The sequence below is a fragment of the Cupriavidus sp. SIMBA_020 genome (genome assembly GCF_046535395.1).
GTDB classification, from domain to species: Bacteria; Pseudomonadota; Gammaproteobacteria; order Burkholderiales; family Burkholderiaceae; genus Cupriavidus; species Cupriavidus campinensis.
On sequence record NZ_JAWRWU010001182.1, the window covers coordinates 1 to 252 of the forward strand.

The 252-nt window shown below is 61.5% G+C and carries 1 pseudogene; it reads left to right on the top strand.

The annotated features are described in order from the left end of the window. A pseudogene (locus SB751_RS33255) lies at nucleotides 1-252 on the top strand (hybrid sensor histidine kinase/response regulator); the annotation flags it as partial.

Sequence of the window (252 nt, forward strand, 5' to 3'; positions counted from 1 at the left end):
GACGGCGTATGCCGACAAGGACATGCTGCTGAACACGGTCAACACGGGCAATGTGTTCCGCATCCTCGAAAAGCCGCTGCGCATGGAGGCGGTGCGCGACGTGCTGCAACAGGCGGTGGCGCGCTATACCGAACGCGAAACGCGTCAGCAGCGGCTGCTGGCAATGGATGAAACACTGGCGTTTCTCGCGCATGAACTGAACACGCCGCTGGCGACCATCGCGCTGTTCGCGCGCACCATCGAAAACGATGT